At 63.6% G+C, this 19,102-nt stretch carries 17 protein-coding genes; 4 read left to right on the top strand and 13 right to left on the bottom strand.

Translation table 11 applies throughout. From position 1 onward, the window contains the following. The first annotated feature begins 24 nt into the window (after positions 1-24). Positions 25-1,113: a polyamine ABC transporter substrate-binding protein gene (locus L1P09_RS13325; RefSeq protein ID WP_235767722.1), complete on the top strand. Its 1,089-nt coding sequence runs from the start codon at positions 25-27 to the stop codon at positions 1,111-1,113. A gap of 13 nt (positions 1,114-1,126) precedes the next feature. Continuing rightward, the gene (locus tag L1P09_RS13330; RefSeq protein WP_235767723.1) at positions 1,127-2,422 is read left to right on the top strand and encodes an NAD(P)/FAD-dependent oxidoreductase; all 1,296 of its coding nucleotides are present in this window, start codon (positions 1,127-1,129) and stop codon (positions 2,420-2,422) included. A gap of 381 nt (positions 2,423-2,803) precedes the next feature. On the opposite strand, the gene L1P09_RS13335 is transcribed toward L1P09_RS13330, so the two are convergent. Continuing rightward, positions 2,804-4,180 carry an L-serine ammonia-lyase gene (locus L1P09_RS13335; protein ID WP_235767724.1) on the bottom strand — a complete coding sequence of 459 codons (1,377 nt, stop codon included), beginning with the start codon at positions 4,178-4,180 and terminating at the stop codon, positions 2,804-2,806. Positions 4,181-4,326: 146 nt separating this feature from the next. On the opposite strand from L1P09_RS13335, the gene L1P09_RS13340 reads away from it, so the two are divergent. Beyond that, positions 4,327-5,268: a LysR substrate-binding domain-containing protein gene (locus tag L1P09_RS13340; RefSeq protein ID WP_009682752.1), complete on the top strand. Its 942-nt coding sequence runs from the start codon at positions 4,327-4,329 to the stop codon at positions 5,266-5,268. Positions 5,269-5,296: 28 nt separating this feature from the next. On the opposite strand, the gene L1P09_RS13345 is transcribed toward L1P09_RS13340, so the two are convergent. The 12 genes from L1P09_RS13345 to L1P09_RS13400 form a co-directional block, all read right to left on the bottom strand. After that, positions 5,297-6,718, bottom strand: coding sequence for an undecaprenyl-phosphate glucose phosphotransferase (locus L1P09_RS13345; protein WP_054905460.1), 1,422 nt, complete (start codon positions 6,716-6,718; stop codon positions 5,297-5,299). A 177-nt stretch (positions 6,719-6,895) separates the two neighbouring features. Further along, a complete protein-coding gene (locus L1P09_RS13350; protein ID WP_235767725.1) occupies positions 6,896-7,654 on the bottom strand; it encodes a WecB/TagA/CpsF family glycosyltransferase in 759 nt (252 codons plus the stop codon). After that, entirely contained in the window at positions 7,654-8,841 is a 1,188-nt protein-coding gene (locus L1P09_RS13355) for a glycosyltransferase family 2 protein (protein WP_235767726.1), read from the bottom strand. Before L1P09_RS13355 ends, L1P09_RS13350 begins: the two co-directional genes overlap by 1 nt. Continuing rightward, entirely contained in the window at positions 8,838-10,040 is a 1,203-nt protein-coding gene (locus L1P09_RS13360) for a glycosyltransferase family 4 protein (RefSeq protein ID WP_235767727.1), read from the bottom strand. The genes L1P09_RS13355 and L1P09_RS13360 overlap by 4 nt, the downstream gene beginning before the upstream one ends. A gap of 49 nt (positions 10,041-10,089) precedes the next feature. Then, positions 10,090-11,094 (bottom strand): VirK/YbjX family protein, encoded by a 1,005-nt coding sequence (locus L1P09_RS13365; protein WP_154211347.1) that lies wholly within the window; start codon positions 11,092-11,094, stop codon positions 10,090-10,092. 9 nt (positions 11,095-11,103) lie between these two features. Continuing rightward, positions 11,104-12,081, bottom strand: coding sequence for a glycosyltransferase family 2 protein (locus L1P09_RS13370; RefSeq protein ID WP_054905465.1), 978 nt, complete (start codon positions 12,079-12,081; stop codon positions 11,104-11,106). Positions 12,082-12,086: 5 nt separating this feature from the next. Then, a complete protein-coding gene (locus L1P09_RS13375) occupies positions 12,087-12,611 on the bottom strand; it encodes a serine O-acetyltransferase (protein WP_029885432.1) in 525 nt (174 codons plus the stop codon). Between the two features lie 8 nt (positions 12,612-12,619). Then, positions 12,620-13,576, bottom strand: a complete 957-nt coding sequence (locus L1P09_RS13380) for a glycosyltransferase family 2 protein (protein WP_054905466.1) — start codon at positions 13,574-13,576, stop codon at positions 12,620-12,622. Then, positions 13,569-14,186 (bottom strand): acyltransferase, encoded by a 618-nt coding sequence (locus L1P09_RS13385; RefSeq protein ID WP_009682743.1) that lies wholly within the window; start codon positions 14,184-14,186, stop codon positions 13,569-13,571. Before L1P09_RS13385 ends, L1P09_RS13380 begins: the two co-directional genes overlap by 8 nt. Positions 14,187-14,289: 103 nt before the next feature. Next, entirely contained in the window at positions 14,290-15,756 is a 1,467-nt protein-coding gene (locus tag L1P09_RS13390; RefSeq protein WP_054905467.1) for a GMC oxidoreductase, read from the bottom strand. Continuing rightward, a complete protein-coding gene (locus tag L1P09_RS13395; RefSeq protein WP_054905468.1) occupies positions 15,753-15,947 on the bottom strand; it encodes a hypothetical protein in 195 nt (64 codons plus the stop codon). Before L1P09_RS13395 ends, L1P09_RS13390 begins: the two co-directional genes overlap by 4 nt. A gap of 45 nt (positions 15,948-15,992) precedes the next feature. Then, positions 15,993-17,369 (bottom strand): oligosaccharide flippase family protein, encoded by a 1,377-nt coding sequence (locus L1P09_RS13400; protein WP_009682740.1) that lies wholly within the window; start codon positions 17,367-17,369, stop codon positions 15,993-15,995. Positions 17,370-17,570: 201 nt separating this feature from the next. Here L1P09_RS13400 and L1P09_RS13405 point away from each other — a divergent pair, with 201 nt between their 5' ends. Beyond that, complete coding sequence (locus L1P09_RS13405; RefSeq protein WP_029885429.1) at positions 17,571-19,097, top strand: O-antigen ligase family protein; 1,527 nt, start codon at positions 17,571-17,573, stop codon at positions 19,095-19,097. Positions 19,098-19,102 lie beyond the last annotated feature (5 nt).

Consider the following 19,102-nt stretch of genomic DNA (forward strand, 5'->3'; position numbering starts at 1 on the left):
GAACAAAACCAACGAGGTGTTCCCATGCGTCATCTGCAAGCCCTGATCCCCGCGGCATTCACCCTGCTGTTCGCCACCACCAGCCACGCCACACCCACTGTGAGCGTGTACAACTGGACCGACTACATCGGTGACACCACCCTGGCCGACTTCCAGGCCAGCAGCGGCATCAAGGTGGTTTATGACGTGTTCGACTCCAACGAAACCCTCGAAGGCAAGCTGCTGGCGGGGCGCACCGGCTACGACGTGGTAGTGCCCTCCAACCATTTTCTGGCCCGCCAGGCCCAGGCCGGTGCATTCTTGCCGCTGGACCGCAGCAAACTGCCGAACTGGAAGCACCTGGACCCCAAGCTGCTCAAGCAGCTTGAGCAGAACGACCCCGGCAACCAGTATGCGGTGCCCTACCTGTGGGGCACCAATGGCATCGGCTATAACGTGGAAAAGGTCAAGGCTGCATTGGGCGTAGACCGCATCGATTCCTGGGCGGTGCTGTTCGAGCCCGAGAACCTGAAAAAGCTCAAGCAGTGCGGCGTGGCCTTCATGGACTCGCCCGATGAACTGTTCCCCGCCGTGCTCAACTACCTGGGCATGGACCCGCGTAGCGAAAAGCCGGCCGACTACGCCAAGGCCGAGGCGCGCTTGCTGGAGCTGCGCCCGTACATCACCTATTTCCACTCGTCCAAGTATGTTTCCGACCTTGCCAACGGGAATATCTGCGTGGCGTTCGGTTATTCCGGTGACGTGTTCCAGGCGGCCAACCGCGCCGTGGAGGCGAAGAACGGCGTGAAGGTCGCCTACAGCATTCCCAAGGAAGGCAGCAACCTGTGGTTCGACCTGCTGGCCATTCCGAAGGATGCGAACAACCCGGAGCAGGCGCTGGCCTTCATCAACTACCTGCTCGACCCCAAGGTGATCGCCAAGGTCAGCGCCACGGTCGGCTATGCCAACGCCAACCCGGACGCCAAGGCCTACATGTATGCCGCGCTGGTGGACAACCCCGAGATCTACCCCCCGCAGGAGGTACTGGACAAGCTGTACATTTCCAGTACCCCCAGCCCGAAGATCATGCGCGTCATGACCCGATCCTGGAGCAAGATCAAGTCCAACCGCTGAGCCGAGACCCTCTATGTCATTCAATACCCAACACACCGCTTCGTACTATGCAGCCACTGCGCGCGATGCGGCCCCCTACCCCAGCCTCCACGCTGACCTGAGCGCTGATGTGTGTGTGGTCGGGGGTGGGCTGACCGGGGTCAATACGGCGCTGGAGCTGGCCGAGCGTGGTCTGTCGGTGGTGCTGCTGGAGGGGCGGCGCATCGGCTGGGGTGCCAGTGGCCGCAACGGCGGCCAGCTGATTCGCGGCATCGGCCACGATGTCAGCGGTTTTGCCCGGCATGTCGGCCAGGATGGCGTGCGCTACCTCCAGCAGGCCGGCATCGACTCGGTGGCGCTGGTCGCCGCGCGCATCGCCCGCTACAACATTGCCTGTGACCTGCGCTGGGGCTTTTGCGAACTGGCCAACACGCCCGCGCAGTTCGACGCCTTCAAGGATGAACTGCAAGACCTGGCAGCGCTAGGTTACCGCCACGAAACACGGCTGGTCGCAAGCGGGCAGTTGCATGAGATCGTCGCCAGCGACCGGTACGCCGGCGGCCTGGTGGACATGGGTTCAGGGCACCTGCACCCGCTCGACCTGGTTCAGGGCGAGGCCCGCGCCGCCCATGCCCTGGGCGTGCGCATTTTCGAGCAAAGCCCGGTGCTGCGTATCGAGCATGGGCCCAGCGTTACCGTGCATACGGCCCACGGCAGCGTGCGCGCGGGCCGCCTGGTGCTGGGCTGCAACGCCCACCTGGACGACCTGGAACCGCGGCTGAGTGGCAAGGTGCTGCCGGCCGGCAGTTACGTGGTGGCCACCGAACCGCTGCCCGAAACACTGGCGAGCCGCTTGATCCCGCAGAACATGGCACTGTGCGACCAGAAAGTCGGCCTGGATTACTACCGCCTCACCGCGGATCGCCGCCTGTTGTTCGGCGGCGCCTGCCACTATTCCGGCCGCGACCCCAAGGACATCGCCGGCTATATGCGGCCGAAGGTGCTGAAGGTATTCCCGCAACTGGCCGATGTGCGCATCGACTACCAGTGGGGTGGCATGATCGGCATCACCGCCAACCGCTTTCCCCAGGTCGGGCGCTTGAGCCAACACCCCAACGTGTATTACGCCCAGGGCTATTCCGGGCACGGGCTGAACGTGACTCACTGGACAGCCAAGCTGCTGGCGGAAAGCATCGCCCTGGGCCACAGCCACGGCCTGGATGTGTTCAGTGCAGTGCCGCATCTGACGTTCCCCGGTGGCAAGGCACTGCGCTCGCCACTGCTGGCGCTGGGGATGTTGTGGTACCGGTTACGTGAGGTGTTGGGCTAGCAATGTGTGGGTGTTATTTGGCAAAAGATATGCATCGCCTGGGAGATCGAGCGCCGCCCGCGCGGCGCATCGCGAGCTGCGCTCGCTCCTACGCTTGTTTCGGGCCAGTAACCCCTGTGCCAGGTGCGCGCGACCGCCTTGTTTGTACGGCGCGACATTGAGGCATGCGCCAAGGCGTTCGCGCGCAAATCCCACAGGCATAATTGGCCCGAAACAAACGTAGGAGCGAGCGCAGCTCGCGATGCGCCGCGCGGGCGGCGCTCGATCTCCCAGGCGCTGCACATCTTGTGTCAAACACGCGTCAGCCCTCATACGATCCCTACGGGAGCTGGGCTTGAACGGCGATGAACTGCAAAGCAGCCCCCTCCCCCCCGCATTAGCTCAACATTCGACGAATGCAACCGCCAGGCCGCCGCGCGAGGTTTCCTTGTAGTTGGCATGCATGTCCGCCCCGGTATCACGCAAGGTGCGGATTACCCGGTCGAGCGAAATGAAATGCTCGCCATCGCCCCGCAGTGCCATTTGCACCGCATTGATCGCTTTCACGGCAGCGATGGCATTGCGTTCGATGCACGGCACTTGCACCAGGCCACCGACCGGGTCGCAGGTCAGCCCAAGGTTGTGTTCCAGGGCAATTTCGGCAGCGTTTTCCAGTTGCGCCGGCGTCGCGCCCAGCACCTGGGCCAGGCCGGCGGCGGCCATCGAGCAGGCAGACCCGACCTCCCCCTGGCAGCCGACCTCGGCGCCGGAAATGGAGGCGTTCTTTTTGCACAGGATGCCAACCGCAGCCGCGGCAAGCAGGAAGTCCACGACATCCGCGTCGCAGGCACCAGGGTTGAACTTCATGTAGTAGTGCAGTACCGCCGGGATGATACCGGCTGCACCGTTGGTAGGTGCAGTGACCATGCGCCCGCCAGCGGCGTTCTCTTCGTTGACCGCCAGGGCGTACAGGTTGACCCACTCCATGGCGCCGAGCGTCGACCCGATCACATTAGGCTTGCCCAGTTCCTGCAAGCTACGGTGCAGCCGCGCCGCACGGCGTTTGACGTGCAAACCGCCGGGCAGAATGCCCTCGTTGCGCAGGCCGTTGTCCACGCACTCGCGCATCGCGGCCCAAATGCGCAGCAGGCCGTCGCGCACCTCGGTTTCCGGGCGCCAGGCGCACTCGTTGGCCATCATCAGTTGCGCCACACTCAAGCCGTGGGCCTGGCACAGCTTCAGCAACTGGGCACCACTGCCGAACTCGTAGGGCAGCACGGCGGCGTTCTCTGCAGTTTTCGGCGCATCGACTTCGGCCTGTTCGACGATGAACCCACCGCCTACCGAATAATAGGTCTGGCACAACAGGCTATCCTGCCCGTGCATGGCTTCTACGCGCATGGCGTTGGGGTGGTACGGCAAATTTTCGTCGAGCAGCAGCATGTCTTGCCCATACTCGAACGCCACGGGGTGGCTGCCGTCCAGCATCAGGCAGTGTTCCTGCAGCACCTGACCGATGCGCGATTCGATGGTGGCCGGGTCGATACGGTCTGGCCATTGCCCCATCAAGCCCAACAGGCAGGCACGGTCGGTGGCATGACCAACGCCGGTCGCCGACAGCGAGCCATACAGGCGCACTTCAACGCGCGTCACCCGCCCCAGCAAGCCCTGCTCGCGCAGGGCCTGGGCAAAGGTCGCAGCCGCGCGCATCGGGCCGACGGTGTGGGAGCTGGACGGGCCGATGCCGATTTTGAAAAGGTCGAAAACACTGATAGCCATACTAATGCCTGACCATGCGCTGATAGGTAGCCAGTGCACGGGTATCTGGAGAAATTGGGCGCTGCTGCGATTTTGCGCGATACTGACGCTGTGCGATTGAAATGACCAACGAAACTTCCTAAGCAAGGCTTTAGCAGGACTAAACGATGCGACGCCAACTCAACGGCCAGATGTTTGTTTGGCTGCACGTCTTTGCCTGCGCCGCCAGGCACCTGTCCTTTACCCGCTGTGCAGAGGAACTGCACATCACCCCCGGGGCGGTCAGCCAACAGATGCGCCAGCTGGAAGAGCGCCTGGGTTACCGGCTGTTTCTGCGCCGGGCACGGGGCGTGGAACTGAGCGCCGAAGGCCAGCGACTGGCGCAGACCGTGACCGACGCCTACGGCAGCATCGAGGCAGAGCTGCTACGCCTGGATGCCGGCGAGATTCGTGGCACGTTGCGGGTGCGCTCCATCCCCTCGTTCCTGGCCAAGTGGCTGACGCCGCGCTTGCCACGTTTCCAGCAGCGCTACCCGGACATCGAACTGCGCCTGGTGGCCGAAGACAGTGCCCAGGCGTTGACCCCGGGCGACTTCGACCTGGCCATCGACCTCAACGATGGCAGCTACCCGGGCATGCTCTCCACGCCGCTGCTGGACGAGCAGATCTTTCCCGTATGCGCGCCCTCACTGCTGCGTGGGCGCCCCCCGCTGCACGGGCCGGCCGACCTGGTGCACTACCCGCTGCTGCACGACATCACCGCCTGGCGTGGCAGTTCGGAATATGCCGAATGGGAGTTCTACCTGGACGGGATCGGCGCCACTGGGTTGGACGTACGCCGCGGGCACACCTTCAACCGCAACCACCTGACCATCGAAGCAGCGATTGCCGGTATCGGTGTGGCCATTGCCCGGCGCACGCTACTCAACGATGAACTGGAGCGCGGCGCGCTGATCGTGCCGTTTGGCGTACCGATCGCCAACCACAAACGCTACGTGGTGCATTACCCGCCCGGCGGGTTGACCCAGCCGGGCGCGCGGGCGGTACATGACTGGCTGGTGGAAGAAGCACGAGGGTTCCGCGAACTGCACCCGTTGAACACAGCATGAGGCCTGTTCTGCACCTGTGGCATGACAATCAATAGGCCTGTTTACCGGTGAACGCATTCAACGTGCGTACCAGAATCACGAAATCCAGCCACAACGACCAGTTGTTGATGTACTCGATGTCGGAGTCCACCCGCTGGATCATCTGTTCGATGTCCTTGGTCTCGCCACGGAACCCGCGCACCTGGGCCAGGCCGGTCATGCCCGGCTTGATGTTGTGGCGAGCGAAGTAATCCACGATGTCCTGGGAATACAAGGTGTCGTGCTGCAAGGCATGCGGCCGTGGCCCGACCAGCGACATTTCGCCGGTCAGCACATTGAACAGCTGCGGCAGTTCATCGAGGCTGGTACGGCGGATGAAGGCCCCAACCCGGGTCAACCGCGGGTCGTTCCTCTGGGCTTGCTGCACCACACCGCCTTCGGGCTGGTGCACATGCATGCTTCTGAATTTCCAGATACGAAATGCCTCACCCGTCCAGCCGGTACGCTCCTGGCGGAAAAACACCGGGCCGCGGCTGTCGAGCTTGATGGCCAGGGCAACGGCCAGCAATACCGGCGACGCACACAGCAGGATCAGCGCGGCCAGCACCCGGTCCTCGAGGTTTTTCAGGAACAGGCTCATGCCTGTGAGCGGGGTTTCCGACAAGGTCAGCACCGGAATGCCGGCAATTTCCCGCACGCTGTGGTTGATCAGGCGCAACGAGAAGATATCCGGTACCCAGTTCACCGCGATGCACTTGTCGAGCAGCTTGAAGTACACGTCGTTGATCACTTCCGAGCCGCCCAGCGGGGTCACCAGGTAGACCGTGCGGATGCCGTGGCGGGCGACCAGTTCGTCAAGCTCGGCAATATGCCCGAGCACCGGCAGGCGCTGTTTGCCCTCGGCGCCCTCGCCTGCTTGCGGTTCAACCTTGTCGACCAGTACACACCCCAGCACCCGCTCGCCAAACCACGGGTTGCTGCTGATTTTCTGGTAAAGGAAGTTGGCCAGGTCACCATTGCCAATGATCAGGGCATTGTCCAGGCGTGCATGTGCGGTGAAACGCTTCTGCAGCTCACGCACGGCGAAGTGCAGGAACAGCTGGGCGAAGTAACCGATGACGAACAGCTGGCCAACCAGCAGCCGGGAGTAGGTTTCGCTCTGCTTGGTCAGGAATGCCATGACCACCAGAAAGCAGAACGTGGCCGACCAGGCCTTGAACAGGCGAAAGGCCTTGATCGAAAGCCCGACGTTGGTCCGGTAGATTGCGTAATGATCATAAATGACCGCCAGTGCGCCGATCAGCAACAGCAGCATGATCACGTAATCGGAGGTGATGTAGCCGAACTGGTCATAGATCAGGTACCAGGCGATACCCGTCACGGCAATGCCGTCAAGGCCGGCCTGGATGGCGTTGCTGACACTGCTTCGGCGCTGGAGTAAGGAACGACTGCTTCTGGGTTCGAAAACCATTTCAGACCTCATCAATTGGAGCGTGGCAAGTGCCTTACAGCCAACAACCAGTCTTGAATCACAGCCATGCAGCGCCGCACGCGGCGAAGCGCGCAGCGTCCAAACCATTGATATCACTGTAGCAGCCAGCTGCCGCAGGCGGGCCCGGAATACGTGCTGCCACAGCTTTTGGCCGATTCACAGCGTGCGCCTGGCCGCAGCGCTCGCCCGCCGATACAGCAAGGTGCGCAGCAGAAACAGCGGGTTGCCCACCACGTAGCGCATGAACAGGCGCCTGGGCTCACGGCACAGCCGATACAACCACTCGCCGCCAACCGCCCGCAGCCAGCCGGGGGCGCGGCTGACCTTGCCGCCGAGAAAGTCCAGGATCGCCCCACCACACACGATCAGGCAGGGGCCGCTGATGCCGGCCAACTGTGCGGCGACCGCTTCCTGCTTGGGCATGCCCATGCCCAGCACGATCAGTTCGGGTTGATGCTCGCGCGCCAGTTGCAAGTAGGTATCGACAGTGGCAAAGCCATCGTGAACCGACACCGGCGCCACGCCGAAGGTGTCGGCGCAGTGCTGCACCGCCTGGCGCAGGTAGGGTTGCCGCGTGCCCCAGAAGGCCACCTTGCGCCCCCGGTAGGCCGCCAGCAGCCTGGGAATGAAATCGGTACCGTTCATGTTCAGGCCAGGCTCCAGGCCCAGGCGGCGGTATAGGATCGCCATGCCGGAGCCATCGCGCAGCAACACATCGGCTGCCGACAGTGCCTGGCAATAAGCCCCGTCGCGCACCACCAGGTTCATTGCGTGGGCATTGACGAACCCCAGCACCGTCGCTTTGCTCGGGGTTGCCAGGTGCTCGAGCAGGCGCTGCACGGCGTTTTCGTCGGCGACCACATGCAGCTGCCCGACCAGGCGCGCCCAGCGTTGCTGCCATTGCCGCTGGCTCATCAGTCGTCATCCCGTTTCGAGCGCACCCATTCGACCTGGCGCTTGATCAGAAAGCCCAGGTAGAGGGGGATTTTCCTGGCTGCGTAGAACGGTGCGTACAGCAACACCGAGAACGGGATCAGCTCCCGACAGAAGCGCGCCCAGGCCACCACCACTGCCACGCCGAGCAACCCCAGCCCCAGCAGGGCGAACCCTGCAGATGCCGCCAGCCCGGTTACCAGGTAAACCAGCCAGGTCAGCAGGTTGAACCCCAGCAGCGCCAACACCAGCAAGGCCAAGGGTGATACCACCAGGTCCAGGGTCATCGCCGCGAGGGCACCATTGCGCTGGGTGATGGCAGCCAGCGCCCGCTTCGGCCCATCGGTCAGCATCAACCCCAGGTGGCCATGCTCCCAGCGCGTACGCTGGCTGTTGAGGCCTTGCGGGCTGAGCGGGAACTGGCTGGTCACCAAGGCTTCGGGGCAGAACAGCGGTGGCTTGCCTTGTTGGCAAAGATCCAGCCCGAGTTTCACATCCTCGACCAGATGGCCATTGGCGAGGTTGACCTGGCGCAGGTCGTGCCAGCCGAAGGCCATGCCGGCGCCCATCAACTGGCAAGGCAAGCCCAACCGCGCCCAGCCACGCGGACGAACCAGGTTCTTCACGCGCCAGGCAAATTCGGCGACCTGCACTTTCAGCCCGGCACCTGCGGGTGCCCGCATCAGGTACAGCGCCTGCACCGGGCGCGCCGTTTCACGGCAACGCCGAGCCAGGATATCGATGGCGCCCTCGCCGACCTGGCAATCGGCATCCACCACGATCACCACCTCAGGGGGCAGGCGCGCCAGATGGCGCACGCCGAAGTCCAGGGCATAGCCTTTGCCGCGCAACTGGGCGTCATACCGCTCCACCACTTCGGCCCCCGCTTCGCGGGCCAGCTGCGCCGTGGTGTCGGAACAGTTGTCGGCCACTACCAGCAAGCGGTCACCCTCGAGCAGTTGCGGCACGATGCTCGCCAGGCTGGCCTGGATGATCGAGGCCTCGTTGTGCGCCGGCACCAGCACCGCAAGCGTTGGCCGCGCCGTGGTGCAGGGTGGCGGCCTGCGTGCGGGCAGGCAAGCCAGCAATACCTGCAGCGAAAACACCAACACCGGCACCAGGACGATGACCGTCAGCAGGCCCAGTAACCACGCTAATACACTTATCATGCGAATGCCTTGAAGTAGCCGGCCAGCCTGGCCGCCTCGGTGTCGATGTCGTGCCGTTGCAGTACCCGTTCGTAGGCCGCCTGGCCCATGCGCTGCAACACCTCGGCAGGTTGCGCCAGGCACTCGGCCATGGCCGCTGCCAGCTCGTCCACCGCGCCTGCGGGGAACAGCCAGCCATTCTCGCCGGGCCTGACCAGCTCCGGGATCCCGGCAACAAACGTGGTCAGCACCGGGCGGCGCAAGGCCATGGCCTCCATGATCACCACCGGCAGGCCCTCGGCAAAGCTGGGCAATATCAGAGCGCGGGCAGCGAGGATCTCGTCGCGCACCTGTGCACTGCTGATCCAGCCAGTAATGCGTACGTGCTGCTGCAGGCCTTGGCGGGCAATCAAGGCCTCGATCTGCTCGCGCATTTCACCGTCACCGGCCAGCACCAGCTCAAAAGCCTGCGACTGGGCCGCCAGCCGGCGCGCGGCCTCCAGCAGCAACAACTGGCCCTTCTGCTCACACAGGCGCCCAACGCACACTAGGCGTGGCGCCGCGGGCGCCTCTACCGCAGGCACCGCATGGAACGCGCGCTCCAGCCCACAATGCACCACCTTGACCTTGGCCCAGTGCTCGTGGGCCACCCAGCGCAGCAGCTGGCTGCGCCCATACGAGCTGACCGCCGCGACAAAAGCGGCGCGCCGGACCTTTTCCCCCAGGTGCAGGAACTGTGGCTTGTCGAACTCTTCGGGGCCGTGCACGGTGAAACTGTAGGCCGGCCCGCCCAGCATGTTGGCCAGCATGACCACTTCGGTAGAGTTGGTGCCAAAGTGCGCGTGCACGTGCTGCGCCTGCCCTGCCTGCAGCCACTGCAGCACCTGGCAGGCTTCGGCCAGATACACCAGGTGATAGGGCCAGGCGCGGTCCGCCCGGCGGCCAAGCCGCAGTGCCAGCCACAGCGCCCGGCCAAAGCGCCGCGGCTGCGCGCGCAATACCTGCCACATGGGCCGCAACAGCTGTTTCAGCCCGCCTTGCAGCACGTAGCGGGTCTTGCCCCGCTCGACCACGTCCTCGGCATCCTGCACCTCGGCGTCCCAACCACGCAGTGCCAGGCGCTGCACCTCTACCCCTTGGCGCTCCAGCGCCAGGATCTCGCGGCGGATAAAACTGTGGCTGACCTTCGGGTACTGATTGATGAAATAAGCAATGCGCATATGAACCCAGATCCAAACCCGCTTGATGACCAACCGCCCCAGGCAACCTTTACTTCAGGCTGTCGACTACCGGCGGCCTGCCTACTGCCGATGCACTCACAGCAAATGCATCCCCCTGTGTTCCTTGTAGTCCAAGGTTGGCACCATTGCTTGGCAAAGCTGCTTGCAAGCGGGTGAATACATCGTCGAGCAATGCCTGGCGACGGCGATACATCGCCCGTTTCTTTGCCGGAATGTCGGCCTCGGCACGCTGCGCCGGCGCCAGTGGCAGGCTGTAGAAATCGGCATGCTCCGAAGCGCTGGCACCATGCTCCTGCCAGATAGCGTCGTAGTTGGCCGCCAGCTCCTGGCCCTTGTCACGGCCAAAATAAGCGTGGCGGTGATGCCGGCTGGCATCGTTCACGGCATACAACCGGGCAACCCCCAACGTTCTGGCCAGGCACTTCAACGCCTCCAGCAGCAAGCTGCGCGGGCGCAACCCCTCGAAGTCTTTGGTCAGGTCGCGGTAGATGGCCAGCGAGGTGTCGCTGTCGATGCCTTTATGGATACCCTGCACTGCGCCGATGTACAAACCGATGCCGGCCGGCCCCTGGCACAGGGTGAACGCCAGGGATGCCACACGCAGGTCACCCTGGAACAGGTTGAGCACCAGCTCGCCTTCGCGCTTGAACCAGATCGGCCGGTCGAGCACCAGGCAGCAGCCCGGCGAGTAGCTACCCAGGTCACACAGGGCAAGGCTGTCGTCCCGGCCCAACAGCAACAGCCCAGGAAAATGCCGGGCCACCAGCTCGAAGTGCGAGGCCACTGCATCGAGGCGCTGCGGCGCCTGCCAGTGCTGGCTGATATAGGGCCATTGCACGACACCGATGCAGTCAACGCCCAACTGCTGCACCCCCGGCTGGCCCAGTGCCGCGGTCAGGCGCTGCATGAAGGTGTCCAGCTGAGGCCAATGCCTGGCCATCTGCAGGCTCAGCTTGTACTTGTTGTGCAATGCCCGCAACGAGTAACCGGGTTGCAGGGTAAACACGCTTTTCACGAGGGTGCCGAGCATCATGGGCCTCTCTCACTTGTACTCGATCAAAGCCGCTTTGCCAGCCGCCAGGCGGTGGCGCAGAAACTTCAGCTGGCCGAGCATTTCGGGGAACTTGCCCAGTACCAGAAACACGGCCTGCAGCCAGTTTTCGCGCGGCGACCTGTTGCCCCGCTGCGCCAGGCGCATGGCCTGCAACGGGTAGATCAACAACAACCCCAAGCCCCAGCCGCCCACCAGCAGGCAGGCCAGCACGATCGACACGGGAATGCCCAGGCCCCACACCCAGGCCCGGCGCGACTCGCGCAACCAGTGCCGCTCGGGAGGCTGCCCGTGCAGATAGGCGCCCTCGGCGTAGGCATGCCCGGCACGCAGGCTGCGCCGCCACCATTGGCTGAACCGGGTCATGTCGGCGTCGTGCAAGGTCATCTCGGCATCCAGGCGCCAGATTTTCCAGCCCTTGGCGCGCAAGCGCACGCACAGCTCCGGCTCTTCCCCGGCGATCAGGTCAGGCCGAAAACCGCCCACGGCGGTGAAAGCGTCTACCCGCATCAACGCGTCACCGCCGCAGGCCTTGGCCTCGCCGATCGGGGTATCCCATTCCAGGTCGCACAACAGGTTGTACACCGAGCGCTGCGCGAAGCGTTCGCGGCGCCGGCCACACACCACCGCCACCGCGGGGTGTGCGGCCAGAAACGCCTGGGCGGTGGCCAGCCAGCGGGCATCCACTTCGCAGTCGCCATCGACGAACTGCACCCAGTGCATGGCGGGCAGCAACCGCTGCAACACGGCAAAACCTTCGTTACGCGCCCTTGCCGCGGTGAACGGGGTGCCCATGTCCAGCGCCAGCACCTCGACGCCCAAGGCAGCGGCCAGTTGTTGCGAACCGTCGCTGGAGCCCGAGTCGACATACACGACCTTGTCAGCCCCATGGGCCAACGAGCGCAGGCAGCGCTCCAAACGCTGGCCCTCGTTGCGGCCAATGACCACCACGCCGGTCTGCATCGCCAAGGGCCTCACTCGACCGCCGCCGGGGCGACCAGGTGCCGGGCCTTGATGACTGCCGGTACGCCGACAGCCAGGGAGTTATCTGGCACATCCACCAGCACCACGGCATTGGCACCAATGATCACGTTGTTGCCGATGCGAATGCTGCCCAGTATCTTGGCGCCCGTACCTATATCGACGTTGTTGCCGAACACCGGGGCGATGGGCTCGTCGACATTTTTCAGGCCCACTACCACGCCATTGCGGATGCGACAGTCGTCGCCGAACCGGGCGTAGCCGCTGACCACGATGCCACCGAAATGGTCGATGACGAAATTGCGGCCGATCACCGCCTCGCAGGGCAGTTCCACCCCGGTGATGATCTGCACGAACTTGAACAACACCTTGTACACCAGTGAGCACAGCTTGCGCAGCAGCGCCGGGCGCACGCCGTAGCGCCAGCGGCCGAAGCGGTACACCAGCAATACCCAGAAGCCCTGGGCGCCCCAGTCGCCACCATGGGCCCGCAGGTCGGCGCGAATATTCTCGAACATGACGGTAGCTACCTTGTCGGTTGGCTGGCGTAACGGGTCTGCAACAGCAGTGACCAGGTCGCCCGGCAATGACGCCAGCAGGCCTGTATCGCGCCCCGGCCGCGTCGTTTCAACAGCGCTTTGAGTGCCAGCACCAGGTCGCCCACGGTCACCAGCAGCATATGCAACGCCAGCCCGGCCAAGCCATGGTGCTTGCGAAAATACAGCAGCTCGCTCTCGATCTGGTAGGCGGAAATCTGCCGGCTGGCAGCTTCCAGCTCGGTGACTGACTTGGAGCTTTCACCCCCTATGTGGACCACCGTGGTATGTGGGTAGAACACCACTTTCCAGCCGGCCTGCTTGACCCGCTTGCAGTGGTCGACTTCCTCGTAATAAAGAAAGTAGCGCGGATCGAACAGGCCTACCTGGTCCAGCACTTCGCGGCGTACCAGGTAGAAGCACCCGGGCAACCAGTCGCATTCGCGGACCGAAGCGTGGTCCCAGTCCATGTCGTCGACCATTTTCAGCCCAGGGAACAGGCGCCCCAGGCCGGTACGCCCGACGAAGACGTTCAGCGGCGTGGGAAAATAGCGGCAGCTGGGTTGCAGGTCACCCTCACGGCCTTCGAGGCGTACCCCCAGCACACCGCAGTCCGGGTGGGCATCCATGTAGTCGAGGGTTTTTTGCAGGGAATCGGCAGCCACGAACGCATCGGTGTTCAGCAACAATGCATACTTGCCTTGCAGGTGGGCCAGCAACTGGTTGTTGGCACGGCCAAAACCTACGTTGTGCTTGTTGCTGAGCAACACTGCCTCTGGGCATACCTCGGCCATACGCTGCAGCGAGTCGTCGACGGAGGCATTGTCCACCACCAGGTAACTGGCCAGGTGTTCGCTGCCTGCGCGGCGCAAGGCATCGAACATTGGCTGCAGCAACCCGGCGGTGTTGAAATTGACCACCATCACGTCGACCGGTTTGCTAGCCATTATTGCCATCCCCGAAGAAGTACTGGCGCCTCTGCGCCATCAGTTGCGGCTCAACCGTGGGGTCGTAGGCGCCGTCGCGCTGTTTGATCAGGTCGATCCACGGGTAGGCTTCGCAGCGTGCCTCGACCCGTTTGACCAGCGCCTCGGTGGTGCAGATGAACACGGCCGGGTTGCCGCCGTAGACGGTGCCCGGTGGCACGTCCTTGGTGACCACCGCCCCTGCCGCGACGATGGACTCGGGGCCGATGGTCACCCGCGGCATGATGATCGCACCGTGGCCGATGAAGCAGTTGTCCTTGATGTCGATGAAACCGACCGAATCAAGGTGTTTGCCAAACCGGTGTTCGATCAGCAAGACCACCCCGTCGTGGCCGATCAACGTGCAGTCGGACAACCCCACGCTGTTGCCGATACGCACCAGTGACGGGTCGAGGAACTTGCAGCCGGCATTGACGAAGAAATTGTCGCCTACCGAGTGAAAGTTGCCCCAGCGTTTGAGGTAGGCGCCCCACTCCAGCCCCGACGGCCTGCAGAACCGGCGGTAGAACGTGCCTCCGCGCCCGGTTGCATGTGCGTAATGTGCCACTGCCTTGCGTATCCATCCCATCATCCTTCCTGGCCTCGCGATCAATACGGCTCGAATGCCCTGAGGCGATGCGGTCTCGTTCTTCTAGATGCTGACCACTACGCACTCAACCTGTGTACAACATTGTTCACGCGGCGGCGCCGCTTTCCGTCCTCATCTTCGCGTCAAGGTGGTCGGCCAGCCGCACGGCGAACTGCAACAGCGGCATGGTCGGGTTGGAGGCGCCGCCCTTGGCAAAAATACTGCTGCCGGCGACATACAGGTTTTGCGTGCCGAATACCCGGCAGTTGCCGTCCACGACGCCCGTTTGCGCTGACGCGGCCATGCGCGTGGTGCCCATGTGGTGGGCATGGGGCGCCATTTTCAGCGGTATCGAGGTGTCATAGACAAACTCGTTGAGTTTGACGAAGCCCAGGCCCGTGTCAGCGAACTGCTTGGCCAGTTCGGTACCGATGCACTTGACGGTGTGGCGGTCATCGGCACTGAGCACCCAGTTCACGCTGACCTTCGGCACCCCCAGCGCGTCGTGCTCGTCGAGCAGCGAAATGCGGCTGTGCAGGTTGGGGAACTGCTCGATCATGGTACTGATCACGCCGTCACCGGGGCAGCTGAACTTGGCCACGAACTCGATCTTGCTGGAAATCCCCATGTCGCAGGCCAGGTTCTCGAGAAAATGCTTGACCTCGGCCGTGCGGCCATAGGTTTGCACATCGGCCAACAAGGCTGTGGTGACGTTGCCTTTGCCGGCCTGGTATTCGGCGAGGAAGGCATCGGTGGTGTAGTACTGGCGCGGCTCCGGGTCTTGCCCGGACTTGAGGATGAAGGTGCCCATCTCGATGTTCAGGTGCTCCATGAAGCACGCGCCAACCAGGCCTTCCTTGTTGACCACCCCCGCAGCCACCAGGGACTGGCTGTTCAGCAACTGTCGGGCATTCTCGATGGCCCCCGTGGCCAGGATGAAGTTGCGGGCCACCAACCGCTGGCGATTGCGCTGGTAGTCCGACAGCACCACCGCCGCCAGGTGGCCGGATGCCTGGTCGAATTCCAGGTCCACGCAGTTGCAATTGATGAACAGGTCCAGGCCCTTGGTCTGCTCCAGCGCCGTGGCGTATTTCTGGGCAAAGCGGGTCGGGGTGCTGAGCAGGAAACGGTCAGCTTCGAAGTCACCACCCTCGAGCGCAGTGTTCAGTGCCCGAAAATCTGCCCCGGCGGGCAGGTCGACGATATCCATGGCCACCGGTAGGTAGGGCTCGATCTCCGCATAGGCAATCGGCCAACCCGGCAACTCACCCGGTGGGGCCACGGCGAAGTCGGAAGCCGTGAAGGGCCGACACCGGCCGGCCCAATGGTTGGACGTGCCGCCCAGGTAACGCAGGCGCGTTTCCTCGGCATACAGCTCCAGGCCGGTCGAGGGGCAGGCGTACAGGGCTTGCGAATGCGGGGCGTACTCACGCCCCCCACCTTCGGCCAGCAACACGTTCCAGCCGGCTGCCGCCAGGCGCAGGCCAAGGGTGATCCCCGCAGGGCCAGCCCCGATGATGCAGAAATCGTAGTTGTCGCGCAGCGTCTTCTGCTGCTCATAGTCGTGGATCATGCTGGCTGGTTCCGAAAATAGCGGGACGGCAGTACCCAGCCGTTGATCACCACGAACCCTGGTTTTTCAACCGGTTTGCCAGCAAACATCGCCGTGGCGCCGAACGCCGCGCTGCCCACGCCCAGCAGCACGCAACTCTGGAGAAAGCCTCTACGACCCAACTGCGCAGTACAAAAAGTGAGCTTCCCCATGATCCTGTGACCTGTCCCCATGAAAGTTACACCCAGCACGCAGCCCTACAGCCAGTTGAAGAAGGCCGTGAGCAACGCCCCGCACAGCGCCCCCACCAGCAGCATCGGTAGCACCACCAGCTCACGTTTGAGGCTGAAGATGCCCAGCTTGCGATTGACATGAACAACCAGTACCAGCGTCGGCACCGTGTGCAGGGCCACCCCCCAGATCGCCCATTGCACACCTCCCAGCGCCAGCAAGAGCGGCAGGAGCCCCCACAGCGAAACCAGGCGGATGATGTTGTCCATGGCCTGGTACTTGGTGAGGCCCAACGCAATCCATACCTGATGAGCCAAGGTATAGCGCAATACGATGAAGGACAGCGAAAGAATCGCCAGCATTTGGCCAGCTTCCTGGTAGCGGTCATCGTACATCCAGCCAATCAGCAGTGGGCTGGCTGTGAGGAAGCCCCCGCAAATGAACAGCACCAGCAGGTCGACCAGCAAACGGAAGCGGTAATACAGGGTCTTCAGCCGCGCTTTGTCGTCGGCCCTGGCCGCCTCGCTGAACGCTGGCAGCGCCACGGCGCCGACGATCTTCATCAGCGCCGTCTGAACCGCGCCAAGGATGAGCACGGCAATGGAGTACACCCCCAATTGCGCCGCCGACATGCTGGCGCCAAACCAGATACGGTCACCGTACATGGCCAGTACCCCAACCATCGACGACAACAGGATCCAGCGGCCGAACACGATCAGTTCGGTGAGTGCCGTACGGTCCCAGCGCAAGTGGTTGCGCGGGCCCTCCAGCGCGGTGTGGCCCAGCACAGTCCAAGCCACCGCCGAGACCAGGCCCGCGATGACCAGGGCCCAGATCGAGTGGGTCAGCACGCCCAGTACCAGCATCACCACCAGCCCGGCCAGTTGCGAGGCCAGGTCGACCAGCACCACGCGCTTCTGCTGGAAGGTACGCACCGCAACATCGATCTTGGTGGATTGGAAGCCCCATATCAGCGCCGACAGGCCGGTAACCGCCAGCACCATTGGCAGCACAGGGGCGGCATAGGTGGAGTCTGCCGGCCACAACTGCTGGTACTGCGCCACCCAGGCCGCCAGGGCCAGCAGCAGCGTCAGGGCGAACAGCACGAAGCCGCGGATGATCTGCACGGTCCACGCCGTATTGAGAAAGTCCGGGTCGTCGCCACGGTGGCTCTGGATGATGTTCTGGCGCAGGCCAACATCGGACAGCAGATGCAGGAGGACCGAAACGGTGGTGGCGATGACCATGACGCCGAACATTTCCGGCAGCAACAGCCGCGCCATGATGAGGTTGCCGCCAAGGCGCATGACCTGTGAAGCCACCTGCGAGACCAGGTTCCACGACCCGGCCCGCATGGCCCGCTTGCGCAGGCTCGCGGAGGCTGACACATCAATCGACGGCATGAATTCATTCTCTGACTGATTGGCTAAAAGTCACTATAGTTTCAATTAGCCACGATGCTAGTGCCCTGGCACGGAACTCAGCGCCTCACTGCCTGGCGGCGTCTTGGGAGCCCGGCCGGCGTTGCCACTCGCCCGAAGACAGTGTAGTTCCGCGACAGGGCAGCCGCCGTTTGCCCACCGAAGGAAAGGTGCACATAGCCGATGCCTGAACATTTTCGTGCGTTGATCGTCATTCTGTTTCTGGCGAGCGTGGTCTTCCTGTTGGCGCGGCGGCCGGCCACCGACCTGATTCCGCTCAGCGATTACAAGCGCCGGCGCAATTTGTGGTTCCTGCTTACCGTGCTGGCGTTCGTCTCGCACAGCTTCTGGCTGTACCTGGGCGCGGGTGCGGCCATCCTGTTGCTGGCACGGCGCCGCGAGCACAACCCCATGGCGCTGTTCTACATGCTGTTGTTCCTGATCCCGCCGGCCTCGGTGCAAGTGCCGGGGTTCGGCGTTGTCAATTACCTGGTCGACCTGAACCACATTCGCCTGCTGACGCTGTGCGTGCTGCTGCCGGCTGCGCTGGAGCTGCGCCGGCACCCCGACAGCGTGCGCTTTGGGCGCACCTGGGCCGACCGGCTGCTGGCCGCCGGGCTGGTGCTGATGAGCGTGCTGTACCTGCGCGAGACCACCCTGACCGATACCTTGCGCCAGGCCCTGTACCTGTATGTCGACGTATTCCTGCCGTACTACGTGGCGAGCCGTGGCCTGCGGCAGCTCAGCGACTTCAAGGACGCGATGCTGGCGTTCGTGCTCACCTCCTTCGTCATGGCCCTGATCGCGGTTGCCGAATACGTGCGCCACTGGTTGCTGTACAGCGCCTTGGTCGACGCCATGGGCGTGCCTTGGAGCATGTCCGGCTACCTGAGCCGTGGCGGCGCCCTGCGGGCCAGTGTCACCACCGGCCAGGCGATTGCACTGGGCTATGTGATGAGCGTGGCGATTGGCCTGTTCCTGTTCGTGCAGGGTTACGTGCAGCGGCCCTTGCACAGGGCCATGGGCGCCCTGCTGCTGGCGGCCGGCCTGTTCGCGCCGTTGTCCCGTGGGCCGTGGATTGGCGCAGTGGTCATCGTGGTGGTGTTCATCGCGCTGGGCAAAGGTGCGGTCAGGCGCCTGGCACTGCTGGGGGCGGCCGGCATGCTGGCGCTGCCGTTGCTGACGGTGGTGCCGGGCGGTGACAAGGTGCTGGACCTGCTGCCCTACATCGGCAATATCGAAAAGGAAAACATCACCTACCGCGAGCGGCTGATGGACAACTCGTGGATCGTCATCCAGCGCAATCCGCTGTTCGGCTCGTTCGACTTCCGCAACACCCCGGAAATGCAGGCGATGATCCAGGGTGAAGGCATCATCGACATCGTCAACACCTACATCAACCTGGCACTGCGCGTGGGGCTGGTCGGGCTTGGCCTGTTCGTGGCGTTCTTTGCCGTGGTGCTGCACGGTATCCGCAAGGCGATGCGCAGCTTCCCGGACAAGGACGACGAACGACGACAGCTCGGCCGCGTGTTGCTGGCAACGCTGATCGGCATCCTGGTGATCATCTTCACCGTCAGCAGTATCACCTTCATCCCCGTGGTGTACTGGTCGATCGCCGGTCTGGGCGTGGCCTACACCCAGATGGTGCGGCGGCTGCATGCCAGCCCCGCGGTGGCACTGGCCGAACCCGACCTCCAACCCAGGTAATGTTC

It is taken from the genome of Pseudomonas juntendi (genome assembly GCF_021560075.1).
GTDB lineage: Bacteria > Pseudomonadota > Gammaproteobacteria > Pseudomonadales > Pseudomonadaceae > Aquipseudomonas > Aquipseudomonas juntendi.

What these genes read in the sequence shown, in the direction of transcription:
- L1P09_RS13325 (WP_235767722.1), top strand. Translation starts at nt 25, where the DNA reads ATGCGTCATCTGCAAGCCCTGATCCCCGCGGCATTCACCCTGCTGTTC.
- L1P09_RS13330 (WP_235767723.1), top strand. Translation starts at nt 1,127, where the DNA reads ATGTCATTCAATACCCAACACACCGCTTCGTACTATGCAGCCACTGCG.
- L1P09_RS13335 (WP_235767724.1), bottom strand. Translation starts at nt 4,180, where the DNA reads ATGGCTATCAGTGTTTTCGACCTTTTCAAAATCGGCATCGGCCCGTCC.
- L1P09_RS13340 (WP_009682752.1), top strand. Translation starts at nt 4,327, where the DNA reads ATGCGACGCCAACTCAACGGCCAGATGTTTGTTTGGCTGCACGTCTTT.
- L1P09_RS13345 (WP_054905460.1), bottom strand. Translation starts at nt 6,718, where the DNA reads ATGGTTTTCGAACCCAGAAGCAGTCGTTCCTTACTCCAGCGCCGAAGC.
- L1P09_RS13350 (WP_235767725.1), bottom strand. Translation starts at nt 7,654, where the DNA reads ATGAGCCAGCGGCAATGGCAGCAACGCTGGGCGCGCCTGGTCGGGCAG.
- L1P09_RS13355 (WP_235767726.1), bottom strand. Translation starts at nt 8,841, where the DNA reads ATGATAAGTGTATTAGCGTGGTTACTGGGCCTGCTGACGGTCATCGTC.
- L1P09_RS13360 (WP_235767727.1), bottom strand. Translation starts at nt 10,040, where the DNA reads ATGCGCATTGCTTATTTCATCAATCAGTACCCGAAGGTCAGCCACAGT.
- L1P09_RS13365 (WP_154211347.1), bottom strand. Translation starts at nt 11,094, where the DNA reads ATGATGCTCGGCACCCTCGTGAAAAGCGTGTTTACCCTGCAACCCGGT.
- L1P09_RS13375 (WP_029885432.1), bottom strand. Translation starts at nt 12,611, where the DNA reads ATGTTCGAGAATATTCGCGCCGACCTGCGGGCCCATGGTGGCGACTGG.
- L1P09_RS13380 (WP_054905466.1), bottom strand. Translation starts at nt 13,576, where the DNA reads ATGGCTAGCAAACCGGTCGACGTGATGGTGGTCAATTTCAACACCGCC.
- L1P09_RS13385 (WP_009682743.1), bottom strand. Translation starts at nt 14,186, where the DNA reads ATGATGGGATGGATACGCAAGGCAGTGGCACATTACGCACATGCAACC.
- L1P09_RS13390 (WP_054905467.1), bottom strand. Translation starts at nt 15,756, where the DNA reads ATGATCCACGACTATGAGCAGCAGAAGACGCTGCGCGACAACTACGAT.
- L1P09_RS13395 (WP_054905468.1), bottom strand. Translation starts at nt 15,947, where the DNA reads ATGGGGAAGCTCACTTTTTGTACTGCGCAGTTGGGTCGTAGAGGCTTT.
- L1P09_RS13400 (WP_009682740.1), bottom strand. Translation starts at nt 17,369, where the DNA reads ATGCCGTCGATTGATGTGTCAGCCTCCGCGAGCCTGCGCAAGCGGGCC.
- L1P09_RS13405 (WP_029885429.1), top strand. Translation starts at nt 17,571, where the DNA reads ATGCCTGAACATTTTCGTGCGTTGATCGTCATTCTGTTTCTGGCGAGC.